Here is an 18268-nt window from a genome sequence, read left to right as displayed (position 1 = left end):
GCGACCAGCGAAGGAACGCGTAGAACCATGCACCGACCCGCCCCCGCCACCGCCCCGCGCACGCGGCTCGCCCGTGTGCTCGCCTGCGCCGCCGTCCCCGTGATGCTCGTCGCCGTGGGCTGCTCGTCGGACTCCGGCGGCGAGAAGAAGAAGGACTCGGGGTCGTCGTCCTCGGCCGCCACGCCGAGCGGCAAGCAGTCCTCGTCGCCGTCCGTCGCCCCGGCCAAGTACGCCAAGCTGCCCGACCCGTGCAAGGCGCTGTCGGAGAAGACGATCGACAATCTGGTGCCGAAGGCGAAGTCGAAGTCGGGTACGGCGGGCAAGTCGACGGACGTGGCCTCGCAGGGCACCTGCTCGTGGAACGGTCTGGACGACAAGGGTGTGAAGGGCTCGCAGTACCGCTGGCTGGACGTCTCGTTCAAGCGGTACGGCTCGGACGCGGCGATCGGCAGTGGCGACCAGCGCGCGGCGAAGGAGTACGCCCGCCTGCTCGCCTCGACGAAGGCGGCGGACGGCGCCAAGAACGTGAAGGCGACGCCGGTCAGCGGCATCGGCGACGAGGCGACGGCGATCAGCTACGACCTGCACAAGACGGACGAGGACTTCAAGTACGCGGTGGTCGTGGCCCGGACGGCGAACGCGGTGGTCGTGCTCGACTACAACGGCGCGGGCTACCAGGGCGCGGACGCGCCGGACGCCGGTGATCTGATGAAGGACGCGCAGAGCGCGGCCAAGGAGGCGGTGGCCTCGGTCGTCACCGCCAACGGCGGCAAGCAGTAGCGGCAGCCGGTTACAGCAGCAACCGGTAACGAGCCGGGCTCGATACGGAGTCCTGCCCTCCCCTGTGGGCAGGACTCCGTATCCATGTGCCAGGCTTTGCGCGCCGGTTGTACACGACGGAGGGGGATCGCGGGTGGCCGCGACGCAGCTGACGCGCACGCATCGCATACTCATCGGGGTGGTGGTGGCGGGTGCGGTGGTCATTGCCGGGATCGGGTTCGCGGGTTCTTACGCGGCGGTGCGCGCCCTCGCGGAGAAGAAAGGTTTCGGGAACTTCTCCGTCGTCTTCCCGATCGGCATCGACGCGGGCATCTGCGTGCTCCTCGCGCTCGACCTGCTGCTGACCTGGATCCGCATCCCCTTCCCGCTCCTGAGGCAGACCGCCTGGCTGCTGACGGCCGCGACCATCGCCTTCAACGGCGCGGCCGCCTGGCCCGACCCGCTCGGCGTCGGCATGCACGCCGTCATCCCGGTCCTGTTCGTCGTCGCCGTCGAGGCCGCCCGCCACGCGGTCGGCCGCATCGCGGACATCACCGCCGACAAGCACATGGAAGGCGTCCGCCTCACCCGCTGGCTCCTCTCGCCGGTCCCCACCTTCCGCCTGTGGCGCCGCATGAAGCTGTGGGAACTGCGCTCCTACGAGCAGGTCATCAAGCTCGAACAGGACCGCCTCGTCTACCGCGCCCGCCTCCAGGCCCGCTACGGCCGCGGCTGGCGCCGCAAGGCCCCCGTCGAGTCCCTGATGCCGCTGCGCCTGGCCAAGTTCGGCGTGCCGCTGGCCGACACCGGCCCCGCAGGCCTCGCGGCGGCGGGCATCGAGCCGACGCTGCTGCCCACGGCCCCGCCGGTCACCCCCGTGGTGAGCGCGACCCCGCAGCCGGTCGAGCTCCCGGCGGCACCCGCACCCCAGCCCCAGCCGGTGCCCGCCCCCCGGCCGGAGTACGCCCAGGAGCAGCAGGCCCCGCAGCCGCAGCCGGGACCGCAGCCTGGTCCGCAGGAGGCCGTCCCCGACGAGAGCCCCTGGTTCGCGGCGCAGCAGCTCTCCCAGGAGGCGTACGAGGGCACGTACGACCCCCAGTACGTCGAGGGTCTGGAGCCGACCCCGGTGATGGTCCCGGCGGGCCCGGGCCGCACCCGCCCGCTGGGCAACGCGCCCGAGCAGCAGACGCAGCACGCGCCGAACGCGGCGCCGGTGTACGCCGAGGAGCCGGCGCCGGAGGACCTGGCGTTCGCGGACATGGCGTACAAGGTCTTCGTCGACTACGTGAACGAGCTCAACGACTATCCGACGGTCGAGGCGCTGGAGATACACCTCGCGGACGGGCACGGCGCGACGCATCCGCGCGGCGCGGCCCTGCTCCGCCGCCTCATGCCGGAGTTCAAGCAGCGCTACCACGCGGAGCTGGAGGCGGACCACATCGCGTAGCCGCGGCGCGCTCCGCGGGGGTGCCGTTATGCGTCTGCGGGCCGTCTGTGGTTGCTCGCGCAGTTCCCCGCGCCCCTAACTGCCCAGGGGCGCGGGGAACTGCGCGCTCAGCCCAAGACGGCCCGCAGTCGAACTACAGCGCTACGCCGCCAGCAGCTTCCTCACCCGGTCCGAGCCCACGGCAAGAAGCAGCGTGGGCAGGCGCGGGCCGGTGTCACGGCCGACCAGCAGGTGGTACAGGAGCGCGAAAAACGTCCGCTGGGCGGTCTTGATCTCCGGCGGCAGCTCCTTGGGGGTGGCGTCCGGGGAGAACCCGGCCTGGACCTTCGGCACGCCGTAGACCAGGTGGGTCAGGCCGTCGAGCGACCAGTGGTCGTCGAGGCCGTCCACGAGCAGCCGCAGCGACTCGCGGGCCTGGTCGTCGAGCGAGGCGAGCAGCTCGGCGTCGGGCTCCTCGCGCACCACGGTCCGCTGGTCCGCGGGCACCTGGGTGTTGATCCACGCCTCGGCCCTGTCAAGCCGCGGCCGCACCTCGTCGAGGGAGGACAGCGGGTTCGCCGGGTCGAGGTCGCTGAGGATGCGGATGGTCTGCTCGTCGTGGCCGGCGGTGATGTCGACGACCGAGGCGAGCGTGCGGTACGCCATGGGGCGCGGGGTGCGCGGCAGCTCACCGGCGGCGGTGCGGGCGGCGCGCGCGTAGGCGGCGGCGTCGGCGGGCAGGACCGTGCCGTCGGCGACCTTGGCCTCCAGCTTGTCCCACTCGTCGTACAGCCGCTGGATCTCCTGGTCGAAGGCGATCTTGAAGGACTGGTTGGGCCTGCGGCGCGCGTACAGCCAGCGCAGCAGCTGTGGCTCCATGATCTTCAGCGCGTCGGCCGGGGTCGGCACGCCGCCCTTGGAGGAGGACATCTTGGCCATGCCGCTGATGCCGACGAACGCGTACATCGGGCCGATCGGCTGCTCGCCGCCGAAGATCGACACGATCTGGCCGCCGACCTGGAACGAGGAGCCCGGGGACGAGTGGTCGACGCCGGACGGCTCGAAGATCACGCCCTCGTACGCCCAGCGCATCGGCCAGTCGACCTTCCAGACCAGCTTGCCGCGGTTGAACTCGTTGAGCCGGACGGTCTCGGAGAAGCCGCACGCCGAGCAGGTGTAGGTGAGCTCGGTGCTCTCGTCGTCGTAGGCGCTGACGGTGGTGAGGTCCTTGTTGCAGCCACCGCAGTAGGGCTTGTACGGGAAGTAGCCCGTACTGCCCGTGCCGTCGTCCTCGGCCGCGGCGCCGGAGCCCTCGGCGGCCTCCAGCTCGGCCTCGTCGACCGGCTTCTGGCCCTTCTTGGCGGGGGCCTTCTTGGTGCGGTACTGCTCCAGGATCGCGTCGATGTCACCGCGGTGCCTCATCGCGTGCAGGACCTGCTCGCGGTAGGCGCCGGAGGTGTACTGCTCGGTCTGGCTGATCCCGTCGTACTCGACGCCGAGCTCGGCCAGGGCCTCGGTCATCGCGGCCTTGAAGTGCTCGGCCCAGTTCGGGTACGCCGAGCCGGCCGGGGCCGGGACCGAGGTGAGCGGGCGGCCGATGTGCTCGGCCCACGAGTCGTCGATGCCGGGGACGCCGTTCGGCACCTTGCGGTACCGGTCGTAGTCGTCCCAGGAGATCAGGTGGCGGACCTCGTACCCGCGCCGGCGGACCTCGTCGGCGACCAGGTGCGGGGTCATGACCTCGCGGAGGTTGCCCAGGTGAATGGGGCCGGAGGGGGAGAGACCGGACGCGACGACGACCGGTTTGCCAGGCGCACGACGCTCCGAGTCGGCAATGACCTCGTCCGCGAAACGGGAGACCCAGTCGGTCTCGGTGCTGCTCTGAGCCACGGTCGGCACGTCCTTCTTTCTCGTACGCCTTGAAGAGGCTGGCCCGCCCATTGTCCCAGACGGAACCACCACCTCCGGGGTTGCCCGTATTCCCGGAGAAACGGGAGACGCTCGCGTGGGAGAATCGTCCTGTACGCATCCCGCTCGCGAAACCGGTTTACGAGCGGCCGACCGACAGGAAACGGAACCCATGGCTTCGGTCCCTTCCCTCGCTTCCACTGTCCAGCAGCGCCTGGCGGACGCCCTCTCGGCAGCCCTGCCGGAGGCCGGTGCCACCGACCCGCTGCTGCGACGAAGCGACCGGGCCGACTTCCAGGCCAACGGCATCCTGGCGCTCGCCAAGAAGCTCAAGGGCAACCCGCGCGAACTGGCGGTGAAGGTCACCGACGCGCTCGACGCCGGTGACGTCCTGAAGGACGTCGAGGTCTCGGGCCCCGGCTTCCTCAACATCACGCTCACCGACAGGGCGATCACCGAGACGCTGGCCGCGCGCGCCGCCGACGACCGGCTCGGCGTGCCGCTGAAGGAGAACCCCGGCGTCACGATCGTCGACTACGCCCAGCCGAACGTGGCGAAGGAGATGCACGTCGGCCATCTGCGCTCGGCGGTCATCGGCGACGCGCTGCGCGGCATGCTCGACTTCACCGGCGAGAAGACGATCGGCCGGCACCACATCGGCGACTGGGGCACCCAGTTCGGCATGCTCATCCAGTACCTGATCGAGAACCCCGGCGAGCTGGCCCCCGCGGCCGACGTCGACGGCGAGCAGGCGATGAGCAACCTGAACCGGGTCTACAAGGCGTCGCGTGCGGTCTTCGACTCCGACGAGGCGTTCAAGGAGCGGGCCCGCAAGCGGGTCGTCGCCCTGCAGTCGGGCGACAAGGAGACCCTGGAGCTGTGGCAGCAGTTCGTGGACGAGTCGAAGGTCTACTTCTACTCGGTCTTCGAGAAGCTGGACATGGAGGTCAGGGACGACGAGATCGTCGGCGAGTCCGCGTACAACGACCTGATGCCGGAGACGGCCCGGCTCCTGGAGGAGTCCGGTGTCGCCGTGCGCTCCGAGGGCGCGCTGGTGGTCTTCTTCGACGAGATCCGCGGCAAGGACGACCAGCCGGTGCCGCTGATCGTGCAGAAGGCGGACGGCGGCTTCGGCTACGCGGCGAGCGACCTCTCCGCGATCCGCAACCGCGTCTCCGACCTGAACGCCACGACGCTGATCTACGTCGTGGACGTCCGCCAGTCGCTGCACTTCAAGATGGTCTTCGAGGCGGCCCGCCGGGCGGGCTGGCTCGGTGACGAGGTCACCGCGCACAACATGGGCTACGGCACGGTGCTCGGCGCGGACGGCAAGCCGTTCAAGACGCGTGAGGGCGCCACGGTCAAGCTGGAGGACCTCCTCGACGAGGCCGTCGAGCGGGCCACCGCCGTCGTGCGCGAGAAGGCCGAGAAGATCGGCCTGACCGAGGAGGAGATCGTCGAGAACGGGCGGTACGTCGGGATCGGCGCCGTGAAGTACGCGGACCTGTCGACGTCGGCGAACCGGGACTACAAGTTCGACCTGGACCAGATGGTGTCGCTGAACGGCGACACGTCCGTCTACCTCCAGTACGCGTACGCCCGTATCAAGTCGATCCTGCGCAAGGCGGAAGGCGCGGACCCGGCCGCCCACCCGGAGCTCGAACTCGCCCCGGCGGAGCGGGCCCTCGGTCTGCACCTGGACGCGTTCGGCGAGCTGCTCACGGAGGCGACGGCCGAGTACGCGCCGCACAAGCTGGCCGCCTACCTGTACCAGCTGGCCTCGCTGTTCACGACGTTCTACGACCAGTGCCCGGTCATCAAGCCGCGCCCGGCGCAGGACGTCGTCGAGAACCGTCTGCTCCTGTGCGACCTGACCGCCCGGACGCTCCACCAGGGCATGGCCCTGCTCGGCATCCGGACGCCCGAGCGCCTCTGATCAACCCCGGTGCGGGGAGCGGCTCATGTGACGAGCCGCTCCCACACATCGGTGTCCGTCCGGTACTCGTACGCCGGGCGGCCCTTGATGGCGCTGCTGTGGAACGGCTTGCCGCCGGCGTCGTAGACCTTGACCTTGCCGGAGCGGTCGCCGCTGCTCCACTCCACCTCCAGGTACCAGGTCACGTCGTGCGCGTCGGTGTGCACATCGAGGTTGAGCACCTGCGGGTCCGTCGTGGACACCTTGTACGGGAAGTCCACGGCGGGCACCTTCGTCTCGCCCTGCAGGCCGGCGACGGGCTTGGCGAGCGGCTGGGACTTGTCCAGGTCGATGTCGAAGGACTGCGGGGTGACCGCGCCCCCGCACCCCGATCCCATCGAGTACGCGTTCCAGTCGAGCGGCTCCCTGCGCTCGACGACCCGTACGTTGAGGGCGTTGATGACGACCGACTCCTGCGACTTGCCGGTCGCGGTGAGCTGCAGCATGAGGTGCCCGCCGTCCACCGCGCCCAGCGTCCGCGCCCAGGTGCGGCTGTCCAGCGGGGTGGACGGCGGCACCGCTTCCGGCTTCTGGTCGAGCAGATAGAACTTCCCGCACGGCCCGTCCCACTGGTACGAGCTGACGCCGACGCTCACGGGCGTGCCGGTGACGGGCTTGGGCGAGGGCGGCTGCGGCTTCGGGGACGGGGTGCCGGACGCGGGCGCCGACGGGCTCGGCGAGGAGGCGTCCGGCGAGGGCGACCTGGGGGGCGTGGCCTTCGGCGCGGTGCCCCCGCTCGCCTTGGCGTCGGCGACGGTCTCGCTCTTGGCGCCCTTGCCGTCCCCCGACCCGCCGTTCAGGGTCGCGACGGCCACGGCGGGCACGCCGAGCGCGACGACGACCCCGGCGGCGATGAGGCCGAGCCGGGTGCGCCTGCTCATCCGGCCGGTACGGCGCGGGGCGCCCGGGTCGGCGCGCACGGCGACGACTTCGGGTTCGTGGGCGGAGTCAGGGGCGGGGCCGGGCCCGGGGGCGGGGTCCGGTTCGGGGGCCGCTTCGGCGGCGGGCTCCGCGGCCGCCGCCGGGGCCGTGTCCTTACGCGCTTCGGCGACCGGCGCCGCCTCGGCCGCTCCCGCCGTCCCGTTCCCCGCCCGCGCGCGCCGGCGTGCCTCGTCCGCCAGGATCCAGCGGCGGTGGAGCTCGACCGACTCCTCCCGGGTCGCCCCGCAGAGCCGGGCCAGCCGGTCGACGGGGGCGTACTCATTGGGCACGGCGTCACCGTTGCAGTACCGGTGGAGCGTCGACGTACTCACATGGAGCTTGCCCGCGAGGACGCCGTAGCTCCGTCCCGAACGGTCCTTCAACTCCCTGAGCAACGCCGCGAAATCCTCGGACTCAGCCGTAGCCACGAGCCGTTTCCCTCCCCTGTCCGTCCCGGGAACGCGTTCCAGGGGAAGGCAGTTTCCCCAGGTCAGAGCGTGTTCCCGCGTTCCAGCTTCCCTCATTGTCCCCTGCTGATTGCGATCGCCGCCGACCGGCCCGCAAGGTAGGTGCAGCAACCAGCCACACCGGCACCACCGGGGAGCAGGCAATGCGATTCCGCATCCGGGTCAACCTGGCGGACTCGATGGCCGCCGCGATGCTGGCCACCTCGGTGGTCACGGTCATCGTGCTGGTCCTCAGCCTTCACACCTGACCCGCTCACTCACGTACTACTCACGCACCGACCAACGGGGAGCTCGATCCACCATGCGTACCAACCTCCGCATCACCGCCGCCGCGACCACCGCCCTCATCGCCGCGCTGTCCCTCAGCGCCTGCGGCAGCGACTCCGGTTCGAAGGAGTCGGACAAGGCGGCGTCGAAGCCGTCCGCCTCGGCGCCCGCCACCTCCGGCACGGACGGCGGCCGCCAGGGCGCCACGACCGGCGGCGACTCGGCCGGGACGACGGGCGGCACGGGGGGCACGGGCGGCACCTCCGGCGGGTCCGGTTCGACCACCGGCGGCCACGGCACGGCCAAGCCCGCCAAGTCGGACGGCAAGCAGTCGGGCGGCCAGTCGGGCTCGGGCTCGTCCAAGCGGGTCACCTGCACCGGCTCCAACATGAAGCTGACCGCGACCCCGATCTCCCGCCCGATCAACCACATCCTGCTGACCGCGACCAACACCGGCAAGACGACCTGCAACGCCTACGACGCCCCGGCGATCAAGTTCTCCAACGCCCAGTCGCCGATCCCGGTCGACAAGGACACCATCCCGCAGGCGGTGGTCACGCTCGCCCCGGGCCAGTCCGCGTACGCGATGGTGCGCACCCAGGGCGAGCCCGACGGCACCGACCCGTACATGACCAGCCAGGTCGTCGTGTACTTCCGCGGTGCGGTCGGCATGGAGTCCGTCGGCCGCTCGGCCTACGCCTCGCTGTCCAAGCCGGTCGGCGTCGTCGACGCCCAGGCCATGGCCACCTACTGGCAGTCGAACATGGGCGCGATCAGCGCCTGGTAGCCGACCGGCGCCATCAGCCCCGTCGCAGCGCCCGCCCCAGCCGCCGCAGCCCCTCCGCGATCTCGTCCGGCGCCGAGGTGACGAAGCACAGCCGCAGCGCGGTCGGGTCGGGCGTCCCCGCGAAGAAGGGCGCGCCGGGGACGTACGCCACGTCATGAGCGACCGCCTCCTTCAGGGAGGCGGTCGCGTCGCTTCCCGGCGGCAGCGTGGCCCACAGGAACATGCCGCCCTCGGGCCGGTTCCAGGAGGAGCCCTCGGGCAGCGCGTCCGCGAGCCCGGCGAGCATGGCGTCCCGGCGCTCGCCGTACGCCGCCCGGACCTTGGCGACGTGCGCGTCCAGGTCCTGGTCGGCCAGATAGCGGGCGGCGGCCAGCTGGTTGACGGTCGGGGTGTGCAGATCGGCGGCCTGCTTGGCGACGGCGCAGGCCCGCAGCAGCGCCTCGGGCGCCCGCAGCCAGCCGAGCCGCAGCCCCGGCGCCATGATCTTCGAGTAGCTGCCGAGCAGGACGGTCCGGTCGGCGGCGCCCTCGTACGACGAGATCCACGGCACGCTCTCGCCCTCGTAGCGCAGATCCCCGTACGGGTCGTCCTCGACCACCCAGAGCCCGCGCCGGACGGCGACCTCGGCGACGGCGCGGCGCCGCTCGGCGGTCATGGTGCGCCCGGTCGGGTTCTGGAAGGTGGGCACCGAGTAGAAGAGCTTCGGCCGCTCCCTGGCGACGAGTTCGTCGAGCGCGGCGGGGTCCGGGCCGTCCTCGTCCGAGGGCACGGCGACGATCCGGGCGCCCGCGAACCCGAAGACCTGCAGCGCGGCGAGGTAGCAGGGGTCTTCGACGAGGACCGTGTCCCCGGGCTCGACGAGCGCCGCCGCGAGCAGGGTGAGGCCCTGCTGCGATCCGGTGGTGACGAGCAACTGCCCGGCTGCGGTGGGCAGTCCGCGCCCGGTGAGCCGCGCGGCGGTGGCCGCCCGCAGCCCCGGGTCGCCCTCGGTCGTCGAATACTGCAGCGCCGCCCTGCTCTCGTCCGCGAGCACGGCGTCGAACGCCGCGCGCATGCCCGCCACGTCGAACAGCTCCGGCGCGGGCAGCCCGCCCGCGAACGAGATGACCTCGGGCCGCGCGGTGAGCGCCAGGATCTCCCGTACGGGCGAGGAGCCCACGGACGCGGCGCGCGCGGCGAGGGTGGGTGTTGCGGCGGCGGGAACAGCAGCGGCGACGGACATGATTCGGCCCCCAGTCGTTTCATAGGACGTCCAACTAACGGGCAGCGTACGCATATCGGTGCCGCCTACATATGCCGGTCCGTCCATTGGTCCGGCCGCCGCGCCCTGAGCCCGCCCGGGTGACCCGGCCGCGCGGCTGCGCCCCGGCTCGACGCCGGACTCGTTAGCTCTGTCAGGACGGACACGCAGACGACGGCGGGAGTGCCAGTGGGCCGGGACCAGGACCAGTGGGGCGCGGGGGAGGACGGGGACGGCCCCGTCCGGGCGGAGCTCCACGTCCACCCCGAGGGGACATGGCTGTACGTGGGCGAGCCGCACGGCATCCTGCGCGTCCCGCTGGGCGAGGACGGCCGCCCGGAGGCCCCGGCCGAGTGGACCCCGGGGGTGCGGCCGTACGGGCTGACGACGGACCGCGCGGGCGCCCGCCTGTACGTCACCGACCCGCCGGGCGAACGCCTGCTGTGGCACGTCCTGGACGCGACCGGCCGGCCCACGCGCGGCGCCGGCTGGCAGGTGTTCACGCCGACCGGGGCCGGCTCCGGCGCAGCGGTGGCGGCGCACCCGTCCCTGCCGCTCCTCTACGTCGCCGACCGGGACGAGAAGGCCGCCGTCTCGTGCGTACCGCTGGGCCCGGACGGCAGACCGGACGACGGCGCCACGACGACGCTCTGGGTACGCGGCACGGCCCCCCTCCACAAAGGCCTGGCCGTCCACCCCGCCGGCACCCACCTCTACGTCAGCGATCCCCGGGGGCACGCCCTGCACGTCTTCGCGCTGCGCGCGGACGGCCGTGCGGACTCCGACGGGCCGTCGCTGACCCGGCAGCCGCTGCCGGGTCCGGGCCCGCTCGCGGTCCACCCGGCGGCCAGCTGCGTCTACTTCGCCGAACGGGAGACGGGAGCGCTCTACCGGACCGCCCTGGCCCCCGACGGCCTGCTCGCCCCGGACACCGCGCCCGAGCGGCTGCCGGGCCTCACGGTCCCGCACTGCACGGGCGTCGCGGTGCACCCACGGGGCACGTACCTCTACGCGTCCACCACGACCACGCTCGCGGTGACGGAGCTGAGCCCGCGCACCGGCCACCCGTCCGGACGGCCGGTCACGCTCCCGCTCCCCCGCCGCTGACCGTGACCGTGATCTCGTGGACCGAGTTGCGGACACCGGGCGGCGGCTGGACGCGCCCGTCGCGGTCGGTGGCGCGGGCGCGGACGCGGTGGCGGCCGGGCGGGAGCCGCAGGGCGAGGGTGAAGGGCTGCCAGGCGGGGTCGGCCCCGAGGGGTTCGAGGGAGGCGGGCCGCCAGGGCCCTTCGTCGACACTGACGTCGACGGAGACGACTTCGCCGACACTCCAGGCCCGCCCGACCAACTCCACGTGCTCACCGGGCAGTTGATCACCATCCTGAGGGCTCAGGATCTTGCTGCCGACGTCCACGGAGCGGACGGGGCGGGCGGTCTGCTCGCCGGGGTGGACGCGGGTGTAGAAGCGCGTGGTGAACATGTGGTCCGGCCGTTCGTCGGCCAGGATGATCCGGGTCAGCCACTTCACCGAGTTCGTGCCGAACATCCGGGGCACGACGGCCCGCAGCGGGTGCCCGTGCCGGACGGTGAGCGGCTCGCCGTTCATCTCGTACGCGAGGAAGACGTCCCGCCGGGCGGTCTCAAGCGGCAGGTCCTTCACGTACGAGAGCCCGTCCTCGCCGTCGAACGACCCGGTGTCCGCGCCCTCGAACCAGACGTGCCGCGCGGAGGCGAGCGGCACTGCCCGGTCGAGGAGGGCGGAGAGATCGAACCCGGTCCACACCAGATTGGCGACGGCCCGGGTCGGCACGTCCGGCTTGAAGGGGTTGCCGAAGCACTCGTGGAAGGCGGTGAACCGGCGGGCGGGCAGGGCCAGGACGTCGTCGAGCCGCAGGTGGAACGGCCGCTCGACGAGCCCTTCGACGGACAGGGTCCAGGAGTCGACGTCGACGTCCGGCACCCCGAGATGGGCGCGCACGAAGACGTTGTCGACGGGCGTGATGAAGTCGACGACGTCGTCGAAGTCCCGTACGTCCAACGCCTGTTCCGCCACCGCTGGACCCCCATCGTCCTACAACCCGCGGGCGACCTCCGTCGCCCAGTACGTAAGGATCAAGTTGGCACCGGCCCGCTTGATTCCCGTCAGAGTCTCCAGAATCGCCCTGTCGCGGTCGATCCAGCCCTTCTCGGCGGCGGCCTCGACCATCGCGTACTCGCCGCTGATCTGGTACGCGGCGACGGGTACGGCCACGGACTCGGCGACCTTGGCGAGGATGTCGAGGTAGGGGCCCGCGGGCTTCACCATGACCATGTCGGCGCCCTCGTCGAGGTCGAGCGCGAGCTCGCGCAGGGACTCGCGGACGTTGGCGGGGTCCTGCTGGTACGTCTTCCGGTCCCCCTGGAGGGAGGAGCCGACGGCTTCCCGGAAGGGCCCGTAGAAGGCGGAGGAGTACTTGGCGGTGTAGGCGAGGATGGAGACGTCCTCATGGCCGGTCTGGTCCAAGGCATCACGAACGACGCCGACCTGACCGTCCATCATGCCGCTGGGGCCGACGACGTGGACGCCGGCGTCGGCCTGGACCTGGGCCATCTCGGCGTACCGCTCCAGGGTGGCGTCGTTGTCGACGCGCCCGTCGGCGTCGAGGACGCCGCAGTGGCCGTGGTCGGTGTACTCGTCGAGGCAGAGGTCGGACATGACGACGAGGTCGTCCCCGACCTCTGCCTTCACGGCCCGGATGGCGACCTGGAGGATCCCGTCGGGGTCGGTGCCTGCGGTCCCGGCGGCGTCCTTCTTCTCGTCCTCCGGCACACCGAAGAGCATGATCCCGGCGACCCCGGTCTCCACGGCCTCCACGGCGGCCTTCCGGAGCGTGTCCAGGGTGTGCTGGACGACGCCGGGCATGGCCAGGATGGGGACGGGTTCCGTGATGCCCTCGCGCACGAAGGCGGGGAGGATCAGGTCGGCGGGGTGCAGCCGCGTCTCGGCGACCATGCGGCGCATGGCGGGCGTGGTGCGGAGCCGCCGGGGGCGGGCACCGGGGAAGGATCCGTAGGTCATGCGCCTACGCTACGCCGGTGGGCCGGGGGGTTTTGCCCCACCCCGGGTTGCCCCGGGCGGCCGGGTGGTGGGTCGGGGCAAGCTGCCGGGGGCTTCACCCCCGCGCCCCTGGGTAGTTAGGGGCGCGGGGAACTGCGCGACCAGCCACATACGGTCCGCAGACGAACAGGGCCGGGCGAAGCCCGCCGGGGGGCCGGGGGCTCTGCCCCCGGGCCGCCCACGGGCTCAGGTGGTGCGACGGCGCCGCGCCCCCGGCCGACGCTCGCTCGGCCGCGTCACGTGCTCCCCGGCCTCCACGGCCGCATCCCGCCGCGCCGCCCCGAACTCCGCCAACGCCTCCGCCAGCTTCAGCACCGACGGCTCGGGCGCCATCACGTCCACCCGCAGCCCGTGCTCCTCGGCCGTCTTGGCCGTGGCCGGGCCGATGCACGCGATCACGGTCACGTTGTGCGGCTTGCCCGCGATCCCGACCAGGTTCCGCACGGTCGACGACGACGTGAAGAGCACCGCGTCGAACCCGCCGCCCTTGATCGCCTCACGGGTGTCGGCCGGGGGCGGCGACGCGCGCACGGTCCGGTAGGCCGTGACGTCGTCCACCTCCCAGCCCAGCTCGATCAGCCCGGCCACCAGCGTCTCGGTGGCGATGTCGGCACGCGGCAGGAAGACGCGGTCGATCGGGTCGAAGACCGGGTCGTACGGGGGCCAGTCCTCAAGGAGGCCGGCCGCCGACTGCTCGCCGCTCGGCACCAGGTCCGGCTTGACGCCGAACTCCACCAGCGCCGCCGCCGTCTGCTCGCCGACCGCCGCGACCTTGATGCCCGCGAACGCGCGCGCGTCGAGCCCGTACTCCTCGAACTTCTCGCGCACCGCCTTGACCGCGTTCACCGAGGTGAAGGCGATCCACTCGTAGCGGCCCGTCACCAGGCCCTTGACCGCGCGCTCCATCTGCTGCGGCGTGCGCGGCGGCTCGACGGCGATGGTCGGCACCTCGTGCGGCACCGCACCGTACGAACGCAGTTGGTCGGAGAGCGACGCCGCCTGCTCCTTCGTACGCGGTACGAGGACACGCCACCCGAAGAGCGGCTTGGACTCGAACCACGACAGCCGGTCGCGCTGGGCCGCGGCGGTGCGCTCACCGACCACGGCTATGACCGGCTGGTGCCCGTCCGGCGACGGCAGCACCTTCGCCTGCTTGAGGACCTGGGCGACCGAGCCGAGCGTCGCGTTCCAGGTGCGCTGGCGCGTGGTCGTACCGGCGACCGTCACCGTCATCGGGGTGTCGGGCTTGCGGCCCGCCGCGACGAGTTCGCCCGCCGCCGCGGCCACGGTCTCCAGGGTCGCGGAGACGACGACCGTGCCGTCGCTCGCGCCGACCTCGGTCCAGCAGCGCTCGCCCGCGCTGCGCGCGTCGACGAAGCGCACATCGGCGCCGCCCGAGGTGTCGCTGAGCGGAACACCGGCGTACGCGGGTACGCCCACCGCCGTCGCGACACCCGGCACGACCTCGAAGGGGATGCCCTCCGAGGCGCAGGCGAGCATCTCGTCGCCCGCCCTGCCGTCCAGGCCCGGGTCGCCCGCTACCGCACGCACCACCCGCCTGCCGGAGCGTGCGGCCTCCATGACAAGATTGGCGGCGTCCCGCAACACGGGGACACCAACGGTTGCTGACGTCTCGTCAACTACCGTCAGCTGAGGCGTGTCCACACCTGCCCGCGCATGCGCGCGAACCACGTCGAGCACAGCCGGCTCGGCGATCAGGACATCGGCCGACGCCAGCGCTTCCACGGCGCGCAGCGTCAGCAGTCCCGGGTCTCCTGGGCCGGCACCGAGGAAGGTGACGCACCCGTGCGCGGAGACGGCGGGAAGGTTCGAGGAGTTGGTGGGGCTCAAAGTGCTCGCTCCCCCATAAGACCGGCCGCACCCTTGGCAAGCATCTCGACCGCGAGTTCGCGACCGAGCGCCACGGCTTCGTCGTGCGACGCAGGTACGGGACCGGTGATGGACAGCTGCACCAGCGTCGAGCCGTCGGTGGTACCGACGACGCCGCGCAGGCGCATCTCATGAACAACCTGTCCGTCGGCCAGCAGGTCGGCGTAGGCACCCACAGGTGCGGAACAGCCGGCCTCCAGGGCGGCGAGCAGGGACCGCTCGGCGGTCACGGCGACCCGGGTGTACGGGTCGTCGAGCTCGGCGAGCGCGGCGGCGAGGTCGGCATCTGCTGCCGTGCACTCGATCGCCAGTGCCCCCTGGCCGGGGGCGGGCAGCATGGTGTCGACCGGAAGGAAATCGGTCACCTCACCGATCCTGCCGATGCGGTTGAGCCCGGCCGCGGCGAGTACCACCGCGTCGAGTTCACCGCTGTGCGCGAATCCGATCCGGGTGTCGATGTTCCCCCGGATCGGCACGGTTTCGACGGCGAGGCCGTGGCTGCGCGCGTACGCGTTCAGCTGCGACATGCGCCGGGGCGAGCCGGTGCCTATGCGGACCGGACGGCCCTCGGCGGCGGCGGCCAGCTCGGTCAGGGTCAGCCCGTCGCGCGCCACGAGCACGTCGCGCGGGTCCTCGCGGACCGGCACGGCGGCGAGCACGAGGTCGTCGGGCTGCGCGGTCGGCAGGTCCTTGAGCGAGTGCACGGCGAAGTCGACGTCACCGCGCAGCAGCGCGTCGCGCAGCGCGGTCACGAAGACGCCCGTGCCGCCGATCTGCGCCAGGTGCTCGCGCGAGGTGTCGCCGTACGTGGTGATCTCCACCAGCTCGACCGGACGCCCGGTCAACTGCCGTACGGCGTCGGCCACCTGGCCGGACTGGGCCATGGCGAGCATGCTGCGCCTGGTCCCCAGCCTCAGTGCTTTCTGGGTCATGACCGCCCTCGGTTCTTCGCGTCTCGGTTCTTGACGTCGACGTCGTTCAGATCGGCCCGCGACACGGCGGCGACCGTCTCCGGGTCGAGGTCGAAGAGAGTGCGCAGCGCGTCCGCGTACCCGGCGCCGCCGGGCTCGGCCGCCAGCTGCTTGATCCGCACGGTCGGCGCGTGCAGGAGCTTGTCGACGACGCGGCGCACGGTCTGGGTGACCTCGGCGCGCTGCTTCTCGTCCAGGTCGGGCAGCCGCCCCTCCAGGCGCGCCACTTCGCCGGCCACCACGTCGGCGGCCATCGCGCGCAGCGCGACCACGGTCGGCGTGATGTGCGCGGCGCGCTGGGCGGCGCCGAAGGCCGCGACCTCGTCGGAGACGATCGAGCGGACCTGGTCGACGTCGGCGGCCATCGGCGCGTCGGCCGAGGCCTCGGCGAGCGACTCGATGTCGACGAGGCGCACGCCCGGGATGCGGTGGACGGCGGCGTCGATGTCGCGCGGCATGGCGAGGTCGAGCAGCGCGAGCCGGACCGGGCCGCTCTGCGCGGGGATGCGGCGGCGCGCGGCGGGCCGGGCGCCGGTGGCGTTGTCGGCCCAACTGCCGTGCAGCTCCAGGGAGTCGGCGTCGACCGGCTCGCCCTGTTCGCGTACGGCGTCGGCGGCCTCGGCGACCGCCGTGTACGCGGCGAGTCCGGCGCCGGCGGCGGCCGTGGCGGCGAAGTCGACGGGGCAGCCCTCGGCGGCGGGCGCGTGGCCCGCGGGAGCCGGCGCGGCGGCGACCGGGGCGCCGAGCGCCTCGCCGACGGCCTGAGCCGTCAGGACCAGACCGGTCGCGCCCGTACAGGAAACCGCCACGTCGACTCGTGTCAGCTCGCGCGCGACATCGCCCATCGGCACGGCGCGGGCGGCCGTGCCCGACTCCGCGAGGATCTCGACCAGGCGCTCGGCACGGCCGGGCGTGCGGTTGGCGACGATCACCTCGCGCACTCCGGCGCGCGCCAGCGTCGCCGCGGCCAGCGAGGACATCGATCCCGCGCCGATCACCAGGGCGCGCTTGTCCTTGGCCCAGGTCTCCACCGGCACGCCGACGGCCAGCTGCTCCAGGCCGAAGGTGACCAGGGACTGTCCGGCCCGGTCGATGCCGGTCTCGCTGTGGGCGCGCTTGCCGACCCGCAGGGCCTGCTGGAACAGGTCGTTGAGGAGCCGCCCGGCGGTGTGGAGCTCCTGCCCCAGCGCGAGCGTGTCCTTGATCTGGCCGAGGATCTGCCCCTCGCCCACGACCATCGAGTCCAGCCCGCACGCCACCGAGAAGAGGTGGTGGACGGCCCGGTCCTCGTAGTGCACATAGAGATACGGAGTGAGCTCCTCCAGGCCGACGCCGCTGTGCTGGGCGAGCAGCGTGGAGAGCTCGGCGACGCCCGCGTGGAACTTGTCCACGTCCGCGTACAGCTCGATCCGGTTGCAGGTGGCCAGTACCGCCGCCTCGGCCGCGGGCTCCGCGGCGAGGGTGTCCTGAAGCAGCTTGACCTGCGTGTCCGCGGACAGCGAGGCCCGCTCAAGGATGCTGACGGGGGCGCTGCGGTGGCTGAGGCCGACGACCAGGAGGCTCATGCCGGCATCACGGCGGGCATGTCCCCGTCGGGTCCCTTCCGGTCCACGGCCGCGCCGCCGCGCACCGCGGGCGTCACTACCTCAGAGCCACCGCCGGCCTCGGCCGCGGCCGCGTCCTCACCGGCCTTGCGCTGCTCGTGGAAGGCGAGGATCTGCAGCTCGATGGAGAGGTCGACCTTGCGTACGTCGACGCCCTCGGGCACCGACAGGACCGTCGGCGCGAAGTTCAGGATGGAGGTGACACCGGCGGCGACCAGGCGGTCGCAGACCGGCTGCGCGGCGCCCGCCGGCGTCGCGATGACGCCGATGGAGACACCGTTGTCGCTGATGATCTTCTCCAGCTCGTCGGAGTGCTGCACCGGGATCCCGGCGACGGGCTTGCCCGCCATCGCGGGGTCCGCGTCGATCAGCGCGGCGACCCGGAAGCCACGGGAGGCGAACCCGCCGTAGTTGGCGAGAGCCGCGCCGAGGTTTCCGATGCCGACGATGACGACGGGCCAGTCCTGGGTCAGGCCGAGCTCGCGGGAGATCTGGTAGACGAGGTACTCGACGTCGTAGCCGACGCCCCTGGTCCCGTAGGAGCCGAGGTACGAGAAGTCCTTGCGCAGCTTCGCGGAGTTGACCCCCGCGGCCGCGGCCAGCTCCTCGGAGGAGACCGTGGGTACGGAGCGCTCCGACAGTCCGGTCAGCGCACGCAGATACAGCGGAAGCCTGGCGACGGTGGCCTCGGGGATTCCTCGGCTACGGGTCGCCGGTCGGTGAGTTCGGCCAGTTGCCACGGTGCTCCTGCGGGATGAGCGAGGCAGGCGGCCATGTGTCCCAGGACCGCCCCGTCGAATGCAGGCTATGTCTTTGTGAACGCGTGCACAAAGATGGTGTCCGCTTTGTCCGAGCAAAGTGACCGGGCTCACGCGAACCGGCGCCGATTTCCGGGAACCGACAGCGGAGTCGGTCCGTTGAGAACCCGAAGGGGGCAAAACCGTACACACCTCTCC

General features: G+C 72.2%; 14 protein-coding genes. 5 read left to right on the top strand and 9 right to left on the bottom strand.

The window, feature by feature from the left end; all coding sequences use genetic code 11:
- The first annotated feature begins 27 nt into the window (after nucleotides 1–27).
- Entirely contained in the window at nucleotides 28–780 is a 753-nt protein-coding gene (locus tag OG965_RS23525; RefSeq protein ID WP_371654054.1) for a DUF3558 family protein, read from the top strand.
- A 133-nt stretch (nucleotides 781–913) separates the two neighbouring features.
- A complete protein-coding gene (locus OG965_RS23520; RefSeq protein ID WP_371654053.1) occupies nucleotides 914–2206 on the top strand; it encodes a DUF2637 domain-containing protein in 1293 nt (430 codons plus the stop codon).
- 141 nt (nucleotides 2207–2347) lie between these two features.
- On the opposite strand, the gene lysS is transcribed toward OG965_RS23520, so the two are convergent.
- Nucleotides 2348–4084, bottom strand: coding sequence for a lysine--tRNA ligase (lysS, locus tag OG965_RS23515; RefSeq protein ID WP_371654052.1), 1737 nt, complete (start codon nucleotides 4082–4084; stop codon nucleotides 2348–2350).
- A gap of 181 nt (nucleotides 4085–4265) precedes the next feature.
- On the opposite strand from lysS, the gene argS reads away from it, so the two are divergent.
- Nucleotides 4266–6029, top strand: a complete 1764-nt coding sequence (gene argS, locus OG965_RS23510) for an arginine--tRNA ligase (RefSeq protein ID WP_371654051.1) — start codon at nucleotides 4266–4268, stop codon at nucleotides 6027–6029.
- 23 nt (nucleotides 6030–6052) lie between these two features.
- On the opposite strand, the gene OG965_RS23505 is transcribed toward argS, so the two are convergent.
- Nucleotides 6053–7417, bottom strand: coding sequence for a helix-turn-helix domain-containing protein (locus OG965_RS23505; protein WP_371654050.1), 1365 nt, complete (start codon nucleotides 7415–7417; stop codon nucleotides 6053–6055).
- Between the two features lie 340 nt (nucleotides 7418–7757).
- On the opposite strand from OG965_RS23505, the gene OG965_RS23500 reads away from it, so the two are divergent.
- Nucleotides 7758–8510 carry a DUF4232 domain-containing protein gene (locus OG965_RS23500; protein WP_371654049.1) on the top strand — a complete coding sequence of 251 codons (753 nt, stop codon included), beginning with the start codon at nucleotides 7758–7760 and terminating at the stop codon, nucleotides 8508–8510.
- A gap of 13 nt (nucleotides 8511–8523) precedes the next feature.
- On the opposite strand, the gene OG965_RS23495 is transcribed toward OG965_RS23500, so the two are convergent.
- Nucleotides 8524–9732, bottom strand: coding sequence for a PLP-dependent aminotransferase family protein (locus OG965_RS23495; RefSeq protein WP_371654048.1), 1209 nt, complete (start codon nucleotides 9730–9732; stop codon nucleotides 8524–8526).
- Nucleotides 9733–9939: 207 nt separating this feature from the next.
- Between OG965_RS23495 and OG965_RS23490 the strand changes: the two genes are divergently transcribed.
- On the top strand, nucleotides 9940–10857 hold the full coding sequence (locus tag OG965_RS23490) for a hypothetical protein (RefSeq protein WP_371654047.1): 918 nt from the start codon (nucleotides 9940–9942) through the stop codon (nucleotides 10855–10857).
- On the opposite strand, the gene OG965_RS23485 is transcribed toward OG965_RS23490, so the two are convergent.
- From OG965_RS23485 to OG965_RS23460, 6 genes are all read right to left on the bottom strand, one after another.
- On the bottom strand, nucleotides 10832–11803 hold the full coding sequence (locus OG965_RS23485; RefSeq protein ID WP_371654046.1) for a molybdopterin-dependent oxidoreductase: 972 nt from the start codon (nucleotides 11801–11803) through the stop codon (nucleotides 10832–10834). The genes OG965_RS23490 and OG965_RS23485 overlap by 26 nt on opposite strands.
- A gap of 18 nt (nucleotides 11804–11821) precedes the next feature.
- Nucleotides 11822–12808, bottom strand: coding sequence for a porphobilinogen synthase (hemB, locus tag OG965_RS23480; protein WP_371654045.1), 987 nt, complete (start codon nucleotides 12806–12808; stop codon nucleotides 11822–11824).
- Between the two features lie 225 nt (nucleotides 12809–13033).
- The gene (locus OG965_RS23475) at nucleotides 13034–14698 is read right to left on the bottom strand and encodes a uroporphyrinogen-III synthase (RefSeq protein WP_371654044.1); all 1665 of its coding nucleotides are present in this window, start codon (nucleotides 14696–14698) and stop codon (nucleotides 13034–13036) included.
- The gene (gene hemC, locus OG965_RS23470) at nucleotides 14695–15669 is read right to left on the bottom strand and encodes a hydroxymethylbilane synthase (RefSeq protein ID WP_371654043.1); all 975 of its coding nucleotides are present in this window, start codon (nucleotides 15667–15669) and stop codon (nucleotides 14695–14697) included. Before hemC ends, OG965_RS23475 begins: the two co-directional genes overlap by 4 nt.
- The gene (locus OG965_RS23465) at nucleotides 15666–17273 is read right to left on the bottom strand and encodes a glutamyl-tRNA reductase (protein WP_371654042.1); all 1608 of its coding nucleotides are present in this window, start codon (nucleotides 17271–17273) and stop codon (nucleotides 15666–15668) included. Before OG965_RS23465 ends, hemC begins: the two co-directional genes overlap by 4 nt.
- Nucleotides 17270–18052, bottom strand: coding sequence for a redox-sensing transcriptional repressor Rex (locus OG965_RS23460; protein WP_371654041.1), 783 nt, complete (start codon nucleotides 18050–18052; stop codon nucleotides 17270–17272). The genes OG965_RS23465 and OG965_RS23460 overlap by 4 nt, the downstream gene beginning before the upstream one ends.
- Nucleotides 18053–18268 lie beyond the last annotated feature (216 nt).

The organism is Streptomyces sp. NBC_00224 (assembly GCF_041435195.1).
Lineage (GTDB): Bacteria > Actinomycetota > Actinomycetes > Streptomycetales > Streptomycetaceae > Streptomyces.
Note: the sequence above shows the minus strand (reverse complement) of the source record. Positions and strands in the feature narration are given on the sequence as shown.

Bases quoted from the DNA above. Each gene is read 5' to 3' on its own strand.
- hemC (WP_371654043.1), bottom strand. From the start codon at position 15,669: ATGACCCAGAAAGCACTGAGGCTGGGGACCAGGCGCAGCATGCTCGCC.
- argS (WP_371654051.1), top strand. From the start codon at position 4,266: ATGGCTTCGGTCCCTTCCCTCGCTTCCACTGTCCAGCAGCGCCTGGCG.
- OG965_RS23525 (WP_371654054.1), top strand. From the start codon at position 28: ATGCACCGACCCGCCCCCGCCACCGCCCCGCGCACGCGGCTCGCCCGT.
- OG965_RS23495 (WP_371654048.1), bottom strand. From the start codon at position 9,732: ATGTCCGTCGCCGCTGCTGTTCCCGCCGCCGCAACACCCACCCTCGCC.
- hemB (WP_371654045.1), bottom strand. From the start codon at position 12,808: ATGACCTACGGATCCTTCCCCGGTGCCCGCCCCCGGCGGCTCCGCACC.
- OG965_RS23500 (WP_371654049.1), top strand. From the start codon at position 7,758: ATGCGTACCAACCTCCGCATCACCGCCGCCGCGACCACCGCCCTCATC.
- OG965_RS23465 (WP_371654042.1), bottom strand. From the start codon at position 17,273: ATGAGCCTCCTGGTCGTCGGCCTCAGCCACCGCAGCGCCCCCGTCAGC.